Here is a 14,646-nt window from a genome sequence, read left to right as displayed (position 1 = left end):
CGGGCGATCCGCGCGGACATCGGCGTCCACAGGTGCCGCTGTGCGGTGCGGACGGCGCGGTCAGGCACTGCTTGGTCGGCGGGCGGCCGCGTTCTCAGGAGTCGTCTTCTTCGCCGGGGTCTTCTCGTCCGGCTGTTTCGCGCTGTCACCTTCTTCTTCGGTGTCGGCAGCTCGTGCACGTCGGCCTCGCTCGCCGGATAGCCTCGGGAGGGCCTTAGCCATCGGCACCGGCTCCTGGAGCGCGGCCATCAGATCGAGCGCGCCCTCTATCTCCTCGTCTGACACCTCGACCCGGCGGCGGGAGCAGCTCGCAGCGGTCGCGGATCTCGTCGGGCCAGCGCATGGCGTGCAGCTCCAGGACGTCGTCGCGGACCCGCAGGAGGCCGAGGCGCTCACGTTCCGACCAGGCGTACTTCGCGACGGCCACTGTGCTGGATCGGCCGAGGACCTGCACGAGCAGCTTGTACGGCTTCGCGGCGACCTGGCCGGCGGGCCGCAGGTGGTACCCCTCGCCGATCCGGATCGGATCGACGGACTCCAGCGGCACAAAGGCGTCGATCTCGACGGCCTTCGCGGTCGGCAGCGGCAGGTTGCCGAGGTCCTCGTCGATGATCGGGATGATCTGCGTCTCGGTCTTTCAACTCCGCTCCGGCGCAGCCCCGTCGGGCCGCGCCGTACGGCCGCCCCGGGCCATGCCCACCCTGGTCGTGTGTCCCCCGGAATCCGCCCGGACGGCCGCCTCCTAGGGAGCGCCGGGCCCCTCGTGCCCGACCAGCGCCGACAGTCGCTCCAACCGGACCCGCAGCGACCGCTGTTCCGACGCCAGCAACTGCACCAGGCCGCGGAGCCGGTCGAGTTCGTCGACCTGCCCGGCCTGTGCCGCGGAGCGGGTGTACCGGCTCCGGCCGGCCGGATGCGGCAGGCGCTCCGCGCGCGGGGCCGTGCTCCGGCGCGCCGGTCCGTGCTCCGGGACGGGGACCGGCCCGGCGGCCGGGATGCCCTGGTGCGGCGCCAGCGCCAGCTGCGCCCGGAACCGCGCGTGTTGCGGGTACGCCCGGACCGCCTCCCGCAGTTCGGCGAGCACCTGCGCGTGCTGGCCGGTCCGCAGCGCCACCTCGAACATCGCCTCCAGGGCGTCCAGCCGTACGCGCTCCAGGTCCTGCGCCATCGCGGCGCAGATCGGACCGCGCACGCTGCCCTCCAGCACCTCTCCGCGCCACAGCTCGAGCGCCTGCCGCAACTGCCGGTACGCGGACCGCGGATCCCGCTCGGCCACCTGCCGGGCCCGGGTCACGGTCAGCCGGAACCATCCGCAGTCCGTCTCCCGCTCCCTCGCCCGCAGCACATAGCCGGACCGGTGGGTCTGCAGCCGGGACCGGTTGCCCTGCTCCGGCTGCACCAGGGACAGCGTCTGCCGCAGCCGGGAGACATGGGCCTGCAGGGCGTTGCCCGCCTTACTGGGGGGATGGTCCCCCCACACCTCGTGCACGAGCCGGTCCACCGGCACGGGCGCGCCCGGCCGGGCCAGCAGGGCCCCCAGCAGCGTGCCCTGCTTGGAACTGGTCAGCCGGACGCCCCGGTGCAGTGTCTCGTCGTACACCTCGGGTACGCCCAGCATCCGGAAGAGCATGGAATCCCCCTTCGCGACTCTCACGTCCGCCGCCTGCCCGGCGCACCGTGTCCTGCCACCGAGGGGATCACGCCGGCCGTGGCGCGCGCCTGAGTGAGCGGTACTCAATCGCTCCCGGACCGCGGGGCGTGCAGCCCTCGCCGCGGCCCGTACCCGGCCGGTGAAGTGGCGTGCACGCACGGTGAATTGAGTACCGACCACTCAGGTGCCGCCCACCCGCCGCATGGTCTGGTGGGGACAGCCGTGCCACCCGGTCCGGCCGCAGCCGAGTGCGAGTGAGAGAGGCACGCATGAGTCGGTGGGACGCTGAGGTGGCCGTCGTCGGCCTGGGAGCCTGGGGAGCCGCGACCCTCTGGCACCTGGCCGCCCGGGGGGTCGATGTCATCGGATTCGAACGGCACCGCCCCGGCCACGCCCTCGGATCCTCCTTCGGCGGCTCGCGGATGTTCCGGATCACCTGTCTGGAACACCCCGGCCTGGTGCCGCTCGCCCGCAGGTCGCTCGAGCTGTGGCGGCGACTGGAGGAGGAGTCGGGCGACGACCTGTTCCTGCCCGGCGGCGGCCTGCTGATCGGGCCCGAGCGGGGCCTCATCATCGGCGGGACCCTGCGGGCCGCCGCTGCCCACGGCATCGACGTGCAGGTGCTGCGCGGGCCCGAGCTGCGGGAGCGGTTCCCCCGGCACACCGGGGTGCCGGCCCACCACCTCGCGGTGTGGGAGCCCTCGGCCGGTCTGCTGCGGCCGGAGGCGGCGATCCAGGCCGCCACCGCCCTCGCCGCCAAGGCCGGAGCACGGGTGTTCACCGACAGCCGGGTCACCGCCGTCGAACCCGTCGCCGGCGGTGTCCGGGTGCGCACCGCTGAAGGCGCCTACCGCGTCCGCCGGGTCGTGATCACCGTGGGGTCCTGGCTCTCGGCCCTGGTCGAGGGACTGCCGCTGGAGACCCTGCGCATGCCGCTGACCTGGTTCCGTCCGGTCGACGACGACGGCGCCTTCGACCTGGAGCGTTTCCCCGTGTTCATGCGGGAGACCGAACAGGGCCCCGTGCTGTGGGGCAACGGTCGCGAGGGCGGCCACGAGGTGAAGCTCGGCCTCGAGGGGTACGGCCCCGGAGCCCGCCCCATCGACCCGGACGACGACGCCGACCGCTCCGTCCGGGCCGAGGACTGGGCGGACGTCGCCAGTATGCTGCGCGGCCGGCTGCCGGGCCTGGCGGACGTGCCCGACCGGGTCGCCGTGTCGTTCTTCACCCGCACCCCCGACGGTCAGTTCGCCGTCGGCGCGCTCGACGACGAGGCGCGCTTCGTCGTCGGCGGCGGCTGCAACGCCCACGGCTTCAAACACGCCTCGGGCATCGGTGAGGCACTCGCCGACCTGGTCACCGGTCACGCCCCGCGGCTCCCCCTGGACTTCCTCGCTCCCGGCCGCTTCGGCGCCCGCACCTCGCCCACGACCACAGCGCCCACGGCGCGGGAGGGCACTCGATGAACACCCCGGCCCCCACCACCCCACTGGCCCAGGCGGAGAACTTCCGCGACGCCATGGCGTTGCTCCCGGCCGCGCTCACCATCGTCACCACCACCGACGACGCGGGCCGCCGCTGGGGTTTCACCGCCAGCTCCGTCGTCTCCGTCTCGCTCGACCCGCCGCTGCTGCTGGTCGGAATCTCCCACACCTCCAGTTGCCACGCGGCGTTCGTGTCCGCCCGTGAGTTCGTGGTGAACGTCCTGGACGACCGCCATCGAGCCCTGGCCCGCACCTTCGCCCGGCAGGGTGTGGACCGGTTCGCCGGGCAGGAGTTCACCCGGTGGCCGGGGACCGCTCTGCCGGTACTGCCCGACGCCCACGCCGCGTACCGCTGTCTGCGCCACGAGGTGGTGCCGGCCGGTGACCACGACCTGCTGCTCGGAGCCCTCGCCGAGGTGGAGGCCGGGTGTCCCGGCACCCCGCTGCTCTGGTTCCGGCGGACCTTCCACACCCCTCGCTGACCCCTGCCGCTCTCGCCGTCCAAGGAGGACCTGTGCCGTCAGCCGCCCATCCCGTCCTGGATCCGCCCATCGACGTCATGCCGGACCCCGACGAGTTCGTCCGCGCCGCGATGGAGTGGCACTTCAGTCCGGAGACCGGCTCGCCGTACTGGCTCCGGCGCGCCCGCAGCCTCGACTTCGACCCCCGACGGGACATCAAGACCCACGCCGACCTCGCGCTCTTCCCGAACATCGTGAACGAGCTGCGGGACGTGCCGGTGCGGGACCTCGTCCCGCGCGGGTACGGCGAGAACCCCGACCTCGTCGGCACCTTCGAGAGCGGCGGCACCACCGGAGCACCCAAGCGGGTGATCTGCCCGCGGGACTGGCTGGACCGCATGGTGGCCTGGAGCAACGCCAACCTGGACACCCACGGCTTCCCGCGGGGCGCCCAGTGGCTCGGCCTCACCCCCACCGGCCCGCACATCGTGGGCCGGATCTTCCAGGAATCCGCGACCACCCACGGCAGCCTCGGCTTCACCGTCGACCTGGATCCCCGCTGGGTGAAGAAGCTGATCGCCTCCGGCCGGGGCGACCTCGCCGACGACTACGCCGAACACCTCATCGACCAGGCGGCCTTCATCCTGCGCACCCAGGACATCGGCGTGCTGACGATCACTCCACCGCTGCTGGAGCGGCTGGCCCGCCGGGACGAACTGGTCGACCTCGTGGCCGAGAAGGTACGCGCCATCCGCTGGGGCGGCACCCAGATGGACGCCGACAGCCGCCACCTGTACCGGACCGAGATCTTCCCCGGCATCCCCCTCTACGGCCACTACGGCAGCACGATGATCCTGGGCATCGCCGGTCAGCGGTACGGCCTGGGGGACGACGACCCCTGCGTGTTCGACACCTTCTCGCCCTACATCACCTTCTGCGTGGTCGACCCCACGACCGGCGACCCGGTCCCCTACGGGGAGCGTGGCCAGGTCGTCATGCACCACGTCAGCAAGGGCCTGCTGCTGCCCAACAACCTGGAACGCGACCTCGCCACCCGGGTCGAGGCCCCGGACGGCCATGCCGGGGACTCGGTCGCCGACATCGCCCCCGTGACACACTTCGACGACGAGGCCGTGATCGAGGGTGTGTACTGATGACCCCGCCCGTTCCCCTCGACGCGCTCGGTCCGTCCGGCGCCTACCGGGCCCGTAACCGGCAGCCCGTCCCCGACGTGGCCGGGCGTCTCGCCGCCGAACTGGCCCTCGCGCCCAGGGTGTTCGTCGGCCGTGCGATGAACGCCCTGCGCGCCGCCACCCCGCTTCCCCTGGACGAGCGCGTGGCCGCGATCGCCCGGGCCGGCCGGCTGTTCGCCACCGCCGAACTGGGGGAGCTCACGCCGGAGGCGTACGAGCAGGCGGTGAGCCGGGTCTCCGGCCTGCCCATCAGCGTGGTCCGGGCCGCCACCCGCACCCTCGTCCGGCGCACCGCGCACCTTTACCGCGGGCTGCAGTTCGCCCGCCCGGCGGGCGCCGTCGGCGAGTGGCGCGACCCCCTCACCCGGACCGGCCGGGCCGTGTGGACCCGGCGCGGCGAGGTGCTCTCGGTCCACGCGGCCGGCAACCACCCCGGCACGCACTCCCTGTGGCCGGAAGCCCTCGCTCTGGGCTACCGGGTCGCCGTCCGTCCGTCCCGCCGTGAGCCGTTCACCCCGCACCGGCTGGTCCTCGCGCTCAGGGCCGCCGGCTTCCGGAACGACCACGTCGCGCTCCTGCCCACCGAGCACGAGCCCGCGGAGACCATGCTGCGGGAGGCCGATCTGGCGTACGGCAGCGACGAGATCATCCGCGAGTACGCCGAGGACCGGAAGGTGCTGCCGCTGACTCCCGGCCGGAGCAAGATCCTGCTGACCGCGGAGGTGGACTGGCGCAGTCAACTCGACATGCTGGTGGACTCCGTCGCCCACCACGCCGGTACCGGCTGCGTCAACGCCACCGCCGTCTTCGTGGAGGGCGACCCGGCGCCCGTGGCCGAAGCCCTCGCCGAACGGCTCGCCGAACTGCCCAGTCTGCCGCCCGACGACGACAAGGCCCGGCTGCCCGTGCAGTCCGTCCGCACCGCGAAGGCGCTGCAGAGCCATGTCCTCGGCCGGGCGAAGGGCGCCCGGGCGTGGCTCGGCGGTGACGGCTTCGTCGACGAGCTGGGGGACGGGAGCGCCGTACTGCGCCCCGCGGTCCTGGAACTCGACCGCTCCGACGCGCCCGAGGCCGGTACCGAAGTTCCCTTCCCCTGCGTCTGGTTGGCGCCCTGGAGCCGTGCGGAGGGTGTGGCGCCGCTCCGGAACACGCTGGTGCTCAGCGCGGTGACCGAGGACGAGGCCCTCATCGACGCCCTGTGCGACGACCCCACCATCAGCAATCTGCACCTGGGCGGCCACCCCACCCACTGGACCGACACCGGGATGCCCCACGACGGCTATCTGGCGGACTTCCTGATGCGGAGCAAGACCGTGCTGCGTGGCTGACCGGGCCGGGCCCCCCACCAGGGCGCCGGAGTCCGGGACCGCCCGGCTCCGGCGCCCTCGCCATGCCCCTTCCCATAACCAACGCTTCTGACTTCCAGGGAAGCCAGCTATTGGACATCTGACCAGCGGGCCCTGGACGATCGAGGAGCCGCCCGCCTCGAACCCTGACGGGACGAATGGAGTGGAGATGCCCGCACAACGCCCGGCACCGGAACGGCGTACCCAGGACATCCTGGCCGAGATCTGGTGCGACATCCTCGAAGTGCCCCGGGTGGGGCCGCAGGACAACTTCTTCGACCTCGGCGGCCACTCCGTCCTGCTGCACATGGTCCGCGACCAGGTCGCCGAGCGGCTCGGTGCCGACGTCCCGCTCGTCGACCTGTTCACCCACCCCACGATCGGCAGCCTCGCCCGCCACCTCGACGGCCGTGCGGACTCCGGTCCCCGCGCGGGCCGGCGCGCCCCCGCGGCACGGACCGCGGACCGCTCCCGGCTCGGCGCCCGGCGCGCGCGCGGCGCACAGGAGACCGCCGGAGGACCCGATGCGTGACGACCACGGACACGGCCAGGACCACGGTGCGGCCGCGGCCGGCACCGGCGAGCACATCGCGGTCATCGGGATGGCCGGCCGCTTCCCCGGCGCCGAGGACATCGACGCCTTCTGGCGCAACCTCACCGAGGGCCGGGACACCCTCACCCGCGAACCGCCCCGCCCGTTACGCCCGTCCCCGGACGCCGCCGACGACGGAACCGGTCCCGCCTTCGTCCCCGCCCGGGGACTGCTGGAGCGCCCCGAGTGGTTCGACGCCGGCTACTTCGGCTACTCGGCCGAGGAGGCCCGGCTCATCGACCCCCAGCAGCGCGTGTTCCTCGAGTGCGCCGTCGCCGCCCTGGAACACGCGGGCCAGGACCCCGACCGCCATCCGGGCGCCATCGGCGTCTACGGCGGCTGCACCGAGACCGCGTACGCCGAGACCCTGCGCGCCCAACGGGAGAAGCTGCCGGACGTCACCGAGGAGGACATCCTGCTCGGTACCGCCCCCGACTTCCTCACCGCCCGCACCGCCGAGCGGCTGGGGTTGCGCGGCCCGGCGGTCGCGGTGCAGTCCGCCTGCGCCACAGCCCTCGCCGCCGTCCACCTGGCCACCCAGGACCTGCTTTCCGGAGAGTGCGACCTCGCGCTCGCCGGGGGAGTGGCGGTGCACGCCCCGCCCAAGGACGCCGGATACACCGAGGACGGCATCCTGGCCCGCGACGGGGTGTGCCGCCCCTTCGACGCCGCCGGGGACGGCACGGTCGCGGCCAACGGCGTCGGCGTCCTCGTCCTCAAGCGACTGGCCGACGCGCTCGCCGACGGAGACCGCGTCCACGCGGTGCTGCGGGGCTCCGCCGTCACCAACGACGGTTCGGCACGGGTGGGGTTCACCGCCCCCAGCGCCGAGGGGCAGGCGGCGGCCGTCCGCACCGCCCAGCTCGTGGCCGGCGTCGACGCCGGGACCATCACCTACGTGGAGACGCACGGCACCGCCACGCCGCTCGGCGATCCGATCGAGATCAGGGCCCTCACCGAGGCGTTCCGCGAGGACTGCGACGACCGCGGCTACTGCGCCATCGGATCGGTGAAGAGCAACATCGGACACACCGACGCCGCCGCGGGAGCCGCCGGACTCATCAAGACCGTGCTGGCCCTGGAGCACGCCACCATCCCGCCCAGCCTCCACTTCACCCGGCCCAACCCCCAGATCGACCTCGCCTCCAGCCCCTTCCGCGTCGCCACCGCGCTCGAACCCTGGCACCCCAGGGGCGCCGTCCGCCGCGCGGGCGTGAGCGCCTTCGGCATCGGCGGGATCAACACCCATGCCGTCCTGGAGGAGCCGCCCGCCCCGCTCGCCACCGGCCCGGCCCGGCCGGCCCAGCTCCTCGTGCTCTCCGCGCAGACCCCGACGGCCCTGGACACGGCGGCCCACCACCTGGCCGCCCATCTGCGGGCCCACTCCCGACTGCCGCTCGCCGACGTCGCCTGGACGCTCCAGACCGGCCGCCGGGAACTGCCGTACCGCGCCTACGTCCTCGCGGAGAGCGCCGAGGCGGCGGCGGACGCCCTCACGGCCCGGGACGGCGACGGGGAGCGGGCCGTCCCCCGCACCGCCGCGCTGTTCCTCCCCGGTGCGTCCGGCGCGCCCGGACCGGGCTGGCTGCTGCCGACGGAGCCAGTCTTCACCACGGCGTTCGACGCCTGCCTGGACGCCGCCCGGGACCTGGACACCCCCGGCGGCCTGGGCGCCGCCGTACGCACCGCTCTCGACACCCCGCGAGGCTCCTGGCCGGACGACCCCGCGGTGCGCGATCTGGCCGTCTTCACCCGCGAGTACGCCCTCCAGGCCCTCTGGCGGCACTGGGCCGGCGAGCCCTCCGCCGTCTGCGGCACCGGGACCGGCGCACTCGTCGCCGCCACGGCCGCCGGGGTCGTGACGCTCTCCGACGCGGTACGGCTCGTGACGGCCGCCGCCCGCTCCGCGGACCCCGTGCGGACGCTGACCGACCTGCTGCGGGGCATCACGCTCCGACCGGCCCGGACCACGCTGCTGTTCGGCGGGGACGGCACGCGGTACGACGCCGGGACGACGCCTGACCCCTCCCGCTGCGCCACCGCATGGGCTGCACGGCCGGACACCGAGGCGTCCTGCGCCGCTCTCGCCGGCGACGGCGGCCGGACCGTTCTCACCCTCCCGTCCCCCGCCGCCACGCCGGACGCCACCCTTGACGCGCTGCTCACCGGACTCGGCCGGCTGTGGGCCCAGGGGCTGCGGGTCGACTGGAGCGCGGTGCACGACGGAGCGCGCCGGGCCCGGCTGCCGCTCCCGGGCTACCCGTTCGAGCGTCAGCCGTATCTCGTCGAGCCCGTCGCACGGCCGGCCCCGCAGGCCGGGTCCGGCACCCCCGTCGCCCCCCTCCCGGTACCCGAGGCACACGCCGAACCGGAGACCGCGCCGGCCCAGGACCCGGGGACGGACCACGCGGGCGACACCCTCGACCTGGTCCTGCGGCTTTTCGCGCAGGCGCTCGGCCTGCCGTCGGTCGACCCCGACGACAGCTTCTTCGCGCTCGGCGGCGACTCGCTGATCGCCTCGCGCGTGCTCGCCGAGGTCCGCGAACTCCTCCCGGTCGACGTCAAGGCTAAGGACCTGTTCTCGGCCCCGGCCGCGGCCGACTTCGCCGAACTCCTCGACGAACGCCGGACCGCCCGCCAGCAACCGCCCAAGGAGTGATCATGGCCGACACCCCGGCGCCCGGCACCGTGGCCGCCGCACCCGTCGACAGCCGATGGCTGGTCTGCCGGGACCCACGGCCGGACGCCTTCGCCGATCTCTACTGCTTCCCCCACGCCGGAGGCTCGGCGGGCGAGTTCCTGCGCTGGTGCGACCAGCTCCCCGGGATCCGCGTGTGGGGGGTGAAGATGCCCGGCCGGGTGCCCCGGCAGGACGAGCCGCCCTTCACCCGCATGCCCGAACTGGTCAAGGCCCTGGTCGAGGAGGCCGGTTTCGGCTCCGGGCCCTTCGCCTTCTTCGGCCACAGCCTCGGCGGACTCGTGGCCCATGAGGTGGCCCGCACCCTGCGGGACGCCGGCCGCCCGCTGCCGGACCGGATCTTCGTCTCGTCCATCCAGCCCCCGCCGGTCCACGCGGCACGGCCGGTGCACGGGCTGTCCTCCGCCGACCTGCTCACCGAGGTGGAGCGCCGCTGGGGCTCCCTGCCCTCCGCGGTCCACGAGGACGAGGACCTGCGCGAGCTGGTCCTGCGCTACGTCCGGGCCGACATGGAGATCGCCGAGACGTACGACTTCGTGCCCGGAGAGCCGCTGGACCTCCCGCTCACCGCGTTCGTCGGCGACGAGGAGGCGGGCGACCTGCGCGGCTGGGCGGTCCACACCCATGGCGCCTTCGACCACCACACCCTGCCCGGCGGCCACTTCTACTTCCGCGACGCCCGCGCCCAGCAGGAGCTGCTGCGCATCGTCCACCGGGCGATGACCGCGGACCGATGACAGGAGACACCATGCGCAGTACGACCTTCGGCCGCCACAGCGGCCTCAGGGTGTCCGAGTTCGGCCTCGGCACCGCCAACTTCGGCACACTGTGGGGCGGTGGCGCGGACCGGGACGAGGCCCGCAAGATCTTCGACCGGTTCACCGAGGCCGGCGGCACACTGATCGACACCTCCGACAGCTACCAGCTGGGCACCGCCGAGCAGTTCCTGCGCGAACTCCTCGGCAGCGAACGCGACACCTACGTCCTCACCACCAAGTTCTCCCTCGGCGCCGGCCGTCCGCACCCGTCCACCACCGGCAACAGCCGCAAGACCGTGGTCCGTTCCGTGGAGGCCAGCCTGAAGCGGCTCGGCACCGACTACCTCGACCTGTACTGGGCGCACCTGCCCGACGGCCTCACCCCCGTCGAGGAGATCCTCGCCGCCCTCGACGACCTCGTCCGCGCCGGCAAGATCCTGTACGCAGGGCTCTGCAACTTCCCGGCCTGGCGCGTCTCCCGGGCCGTCACCCTCGCGGAGCTGCGGGGTTGGAACCCGCTCGTGGGCGTGCAGTTCGAGTACAGCCTCGCCGAACGCAGCGCCGACCGGGAACTGCTCCCCATGGCCGAGGCGCTGGGCCTGGGCGCCGCCCTCTTCGCGCCGCTCGGCGGCGGACTACTCACCGGCAAGTACCGAACCGGCTCCGCGGGCCGGCTCAGCGACTGGGAGGGGCGCGGCATCCGCACCGAGGACAGCGAGCAGCGCACGCGGATCCTCGACACCGTGCTGGACGTCGCCCAGGAGACCGGCCTCACGGCCGCCCAGGTGTCCATGGCCTGGCTGCGCGCCCGGGCCGCGCACTCCCCGACCGCGCTGATCCCTCTCATCGGCCCGCGCAGCGTCGGCCAACTGGAGGGCTACCTCTCCGCCTTGGACCTCACCCTCGACGACGCGCTGGTCACGCGGCTCGACGAGGTGAGCGCCGTACCGCTGGGGCAGCCCCACGAACTCGCCGCCGGTGCGCTGCGTCCGGCGCAGGGCGGACGGACCGTCACCCGTCCCGCCGTTCCGGTGGCCTGAGGCCGCCATGACCGCGGTGACGAGGAAGGAGCACAGCATGGACGCGACCGAGCCGGCCGATGAGGGCCAGGTTGCCGTCATCGGGATGGCGGCGCGCCTCCCCGGCGCGCCGGACATCGACGCCTACCGGCGGCAACTCCTGCGGGGTGACGAGCCGGACCCGGTCCTGCAGGACGCGTACGCCTTCGACCACACCTACTTCAGCCTCTCGCCCGGCGAGGCGCTGATCACCGACCCACAGCACCGGATCCTCCTGGAGTGCGTCACCCGTTCCCTCCAGGACGCGGCGGTGGACCCCGCCCGCGCAGACGCGGTCATCGGCGTCTACGCGGGCGCGAGCACCACCGCGTACGCGGGGGGCCTGCGCCGCGAGATCCGGCGGCTGCCCAACGCCGACGACTGGCAGATCCGCATCGCGACCGGCCCCGACTTCCTCGCCGCCCGGCCCGCCTACAAGCTCGGTCTCACCGGTCCGTCGGTGACCGTGCAGGGCGCCGGTGCCACCCTGCCGCTGGCCGTCCACCATGCCGTACAGGCACTCCTGGCCGGGGAGTGCGACATCGCCGTCGCCGGGGCCGTCACGGTCCGCCCCCTCGCCGGGGACGGTACCGCCACGGATCCGCTGTCCACCGGCGGCTGCGGAGTGCTGGTCCTCAGGCCGCTGGGCGCAGCCCTCGCCGCGGGTGACCGCGTCCACGCGGTGGTACGGGGCACGGCCGTCGGCCGCGACGACGGCACCGACCGGCTCGCCCGACGGGCCCGCGCGGTCGCCGGCGTCCCGGCCGGCACGGTCGTCCGGGTCACCGCCGACGCACCGGGCGGCGCCGCCGTGACCGACACCACCCCGGGCGTGACCGCCCTGCTCGCCGCCGTCGTGGGCGTGGCCTGCGGGACGCTGCCGGGCGACACTGGCGACTGGCGGACACCTGAGCGGCCCCGGCGGGCGGGAGTGGACGCGTGCGGCCCGTTCGGCCTGCGCGTGCACGTCGTCGTGGAGGAACCCCCGGCGACGCCACGGCCGCAGCCCGAGCCGAGTTGGCAACTGCTCCCCGTGTCGGCGCGGTCCGCGACCGCCCTCGACCGGCTGACCACGGATCTCGGCGACATGCTCGCCCGCACCACCGACCCGTTGCCGGACCTGGCCTGGACCCTGCAGTCGGGCCGCACCGCGGAGCCGCACCGGCGGTTCACGGTGGCACGGAGCACCGCCGAGGCCGCCACCGCCCTCGGCAGCGGCTCCCGCCGCAAGGCCCCCGCCGGGCAGGTACCCGACCGACCCCGCCCCGTGGTCTTCACCTTCCCGGGCCAGGGCGGTCAGCACGTCGGCATGGCCCGCGCGCTGTACCGTACCGACCCGGAGTTCCGCGCCGACGTCGACGCCTGCGCCGAGCGGACGCGCGAGGCGCTGGGCATCGATCTGCGCGGCGTTCTCGACCCGGCCGACGAGGCCGCGGCCGCCCGGAGCCGGGAGGCCCTGTCGACCATCGCCGTGGGCCAGCCGGCGGTCTTCACGGTCGAGTACGCACTGGCCCGCGCGCTGATGCGGTGGGGCGTGCGGCCGACGGCGGTCGTCGGCCACAGTCTCGGCGCCTACGCGGCGGCCTGTGTGGCCGGGGTGTTCGCCTTCCCGGACGCCCTGGCGCTCGTGCTGGAGCGGGGCCGGCTGCTGCAGAGCCTGCCGTCCGGCTCCATGGCCGCGGTGCGGCTGCCCGAGGCGGAGGTGCTGCCGCTGCTGCCCGACGGCCTCGGCATCGGTGCCGTCAACGGACCCGACCAGGTGGCCGTGTCGGGGCCGACCGAACTGGTGGAGCGGTTCGTCCGGGAGTTCCCCCGGCCCGAGGTCGAGGTGAAGCTTCTGAAGATCGCGACCGCCGGCCATTCCTCCCTGGTGGAGCCGGTCCTGGACGGCTTCGAGGCGTACGTCTCCGGGCTGCGGCTGCGCGCCCCGCGGATCCCCTTCGTCTCGGACAGCACCGGCACCTGGGCGGCCGAGGAGATCGCCACCCCCGCCTACTGGCGTGCCCACATGCGGCGCGCCGTACGGTTCTCCGACGCCCTGGACACGCTCGCCGGTCTCGACCGCGCCGTGCTCCTGGAGGTCGGACCGGGAATGACGCTCACCTCGCTCGCCCGCCGGCACCCGGCCCTCGCCGAGGACCACCCGATGCTCCAGACCCTGCCGCACCCGGCGGACGACACCCCCGAGGCCCGGGTGCTGCTGACGGCGCTCGGACACCTGTGGCTGGAGGGCACGGAGCTCGACTGGGCGGCCCTCCACGGCGGACGGGAGCGCAGCAGGGTTCCGCTGCCCGGACACCCCTTCGAGCGCAGGGAGTTCCTCCCGCCCACGCCGGTAGCCTGATGAGGCGTCAGGAGGCGGGCGCGGCGTCCGGGGAGCCGGTGGTGAGGTCGGCGAGAGAGGTGCGGGCGTGGCTGATGAACGCCCGTGCCGCCGGGCTGACCGGGCCCTCGGCGCGCCAGGCGAGCGCCAGCCGCCCACGCATATGGGGGCTGTCGACCACCAGGGTGCGCAGCCGGCGGGCCCGGGCGAAGGGCTGCGGGAGGAACGCCAAGCCCAGCCCGCGCGTCGCGAGTTGGGCCAGCAGCTGGGGGTCGGCGGCCTCGAAGGCGATCCGGGGCCTGGCTCCCACCGCTGCCCACGCCGCCTCCACACAGGTCCGCACCCCGGTGCCCGGCGGCAGACAGATCAGGGTGTGGTCGCGGATCTCCTCGACCGACACCTCCCGGCGCCCGGCCAGGCTGTGGCCGGGCCCGACCGCCGCCACGACGGGCTCGTCGGCGATGACCTGGATCTGCAGGTCCACGGGCGGTTCCGCGGCCAGGCCGATCACGGCGGCGTCCATCCGCCCGGTCCGTATCGCCTCGGCCAGCTGGTCGGAGTTGCCCTCCGACAACGCCATGTCGACGGACGGATACCGCTGGTGGAACCGGGCGAACAGCTCCGGCAGGCCGAGCGACGAGAACGACGCCACCGTGCCCACGGTGACCTGACCGCGGGTCAGTCCCGCCAGGTCGTCCACCGCGAGCCGGGCGCCCTCCACCGCGGCGAGCGCCGCCCGAGCGTAGGGGAGCACCGCCGCTCCCACGTCCGTCAGCCGCACCGTACGCCCGTTGCGGTCGAGCAGTTCGTGCCCGAACTCCCGCTCCAGCTTGCGGATCTGTGCGCTCACCCCGGGCTGGGCCACATGGACACGAGCGGCGGCCTTCGTGAAGCTCGCCTCCTCCGCGACGGCGACGAAGTACTCAAACTGGCGCAGTTCCATAAGCGTTGATTCTAAGGGTGGATGAAATGACGAGCTTGGCCGTACTTGCCCGGCGGGTTGCGGGTGAGGTGTTCGTTCCGGGGCAGGAGGGGTTCGACGAGGAGCGCGCCGGTTTTCAGCGGGCGGTGGTGCATCGTCC

The 14,646-nt window shown here is 74.1% G+C and carries 12 protein-coding genes; 9 read left to right on the top strand and 3 right to left on the bottom strand.

What is annotated here, in order from left to right; genetic code table 11:
* Positions 1-214: 214 nt before the first annotated feature.
* Both ABZ079_RS08235 and ABZ079_RS08230 read right to left on the bottom strand, forming a co-directional pair.
* A complete protein-coding gene (locus ABZ079_RS08235; RefSeq protein ID WP_356938988.1) occupies positions 215-583 on the bottom strand; it encodes a Ku protein in 369 nt (122 codons plus the stop codon).
* A gap of 159 nt (positions 584-742) precedes the next feature.
* Positions 743-1,630 carry a BTAD domain-containing putative transcriptional regulator gene (locus ABZ079_RS08230; RefSeq protein ID WP_356938607.1) on the bottom strand — a complete coding sequence of 296 codons (888 nt, stop codon included), beginning with the start codon at positions 1,628-1,630 and terminating at the stop codon, positions 743-745.
* Between the two features lie 290 nt (positions 1,631-1,920).
* On the opposite strand from ABZ079_RS08230, the gene solA reads away from it, so the two are divergent.
* The 9 genes from solA to ABZ079_RS08185 all read left to right on the top strand — a co-directional run bounded on the left by solA (position 1,921) and on the right by ABZ079_RS08185 (position 13,585).
* Positions 1,921-3,117 carry an N-methyl-L-tryptophan oxidase gene (gene solA, locus ABZ079_RS08225; protein ID WP_356938606.1) on the top strand — a complete coding sequence of 399 codons (1,197 nt, stop codon included), beginning with the start codon at positions 1,921-1,923 and terminating at the stop codon, positions 3,115-3,117.
* A complete protein-coding gene (locus ABZ079_RS08220; protein ID WP_356938605.1) occupies positions 3,114-3,617 on the top strand; it encodes a flavin reductase family protein in 504 nt (167 codons plus the stop codon). Before solA ends, ABZ079_RS08220 begins: the two co-directional genes overlap by 4 nt.
* 77 nt (positions 3,618-3,694) lie before the next feature.
* On the top strand, positions 3,695-4,750 hold the full coding sequence (locus tag ABZ079_RS08215; protein WP_356938987.1) for a phenazine antibiotic biosynthesis protein: 1,056 nt from the start codon (positions 3,695-3,697) through the stop codon (positions 4,748-4,750).
* Positions 4,750-6,117, top strand: coding sequence for an aldehyde dehydrogenase family protein (locus tag ABZ079_RS08210; protein WP_356938604.1), 1,368 nt, complete (start codon positions 4,750-4,752; stop codon positions 6,115-6,117). Before ABZ079_RS08215 ends, ABZ079_RS08210 begins: the two co-directional genes overlap by 1 nt.
* A gap of 187 nt (positions 6,118-6,304) precedes the next feature.
* A complete protein-coding gene (locus ABZ079_RS08205; RefSeq protein ID WP_356938603.1) occupies positions 6,305-6,667 on the top strand; it encodes a phosphopantetheine-binding protein in 363 nt (120 codons plus the stop codon).
* Entirely contained in the window at positions 6,660-9,386 is a 2,727-nt protein-coding gene (locus ABZ079_RS08200) for a beta-ketoacyl synthase N-terminal-like domain-containing protein (protein ID WP_356938602.1), read from the top strand. Before ABZ079_RS08205 ends, ABZ079_RS08200 begins: the two co-directional genes overlap by 8 nt.
* A gap of 2 nt (positions 9,387-9,388) precedes the next feature.
* A complete protein-coding gene (locus tag ABZ079_RS08195) occupies positions 9,389-10,162 on the top strand; it encodes an alpha/beta fold hydrolase (protein WP_356938601.1) in 774 nt (257 codons plus the stop codon).
* 11 nt (positions 10,163-10,173) lie between these two features.
* Positions 10,174-11,223, top strand: coding sequence for an aldo/keto reductase (locus ABZ079_RS08190; protein WP_356938600.1), 1,050 nt, complete (start codon positions 10,174-10,176; stop codon positions 11,221-11,223).
* Positions 11,224-11,260: 37 nt separating this feature from the next.
* A complete protein-coding gene (locus ABZ079_RS08185) occupies positions 11,261-13,585 on the top strand; it encodes a type I polyketide synthase (RefSeq protein ID WP_356938599.1) in 2,325 nt (774 codons plus the stop codon).
* Positions 13,586-13,592: 7 nt separating this feature from the next.
* On the opposite strand, the gene ABZ079_RS08180 is transcribed toward ABZ079_RS08185, so the two are convergent.
* On the bottom strand, positions 13,593-14,507 hold the full coding sequence (locus tag ABZ079_RS08180; protein WP_356938598.1) for a LysR family transcriptional regulator: 915 nt from the start codon (positions 14,505-14,507) through the stop codon (positions 13,593-13,595).
* Positions 14,508-14,646 lie beyond the last annotated feature (139 nt).

This window comes from Streptomyces sp. NPDC006314 (genome assembly GCF_040613075.1).
Classification (GTDB): Bacteria; Actinomycetota; Actinomycetes; order Streptomycetales; family Streptomycetaceae; genus Streptomyces.
This window is presented reverse-complemented; position numbering and strand designations above follow the sequence as displayed.